Here is a 234-nt window from a genome sequence, read left to right as displayed (position 1 = left end):
TGAGCAACTGGGACTACGCGGCCAAAGCGCCGACGGCCCCCTGGCGCGGCGCGATGACGCTGCCGCGCGAGTTCGCGCTGAAGACGATCGGCGGCGAACCCACGCTCTTCGTGACGCCGGCCGCCGCGTTCGATGCGTGGGCCGACGGGCGGCCCGCCGTGCATGAAGGCGATCTGAGCGTCGAATCCGCCACGCGCGCGCTGTCGGCCGCCACGCGCGGCGTCGTTCAGCGCA

1 pseudogene is annotated in these 234 nt (G+C 73.5%); it reads left to right on the top strand.

Annotated features, from left to right (window positions below):
- A pseudogene (locus SB751_RS35480) lies at positions 1-234 on the top strand (glycoside hydrolase family 32 protein); the annotation flags it as partial.

Source organism: Cupriavidus sp. SIMBA_020 (assembly GCF_046535395.1).
GTDB lineage: Bacteria > Pseudomonadota > Gammaproteobacteria > Burkholderiales > Burkholderiaceae > Cupriavidus > Cupriavidus campinensis.
The sequence above is the reverse complement of the archived record's forward strand: the minus strand, read 5'-3'. Positions and strand labels throughout refer to the sequence as shown.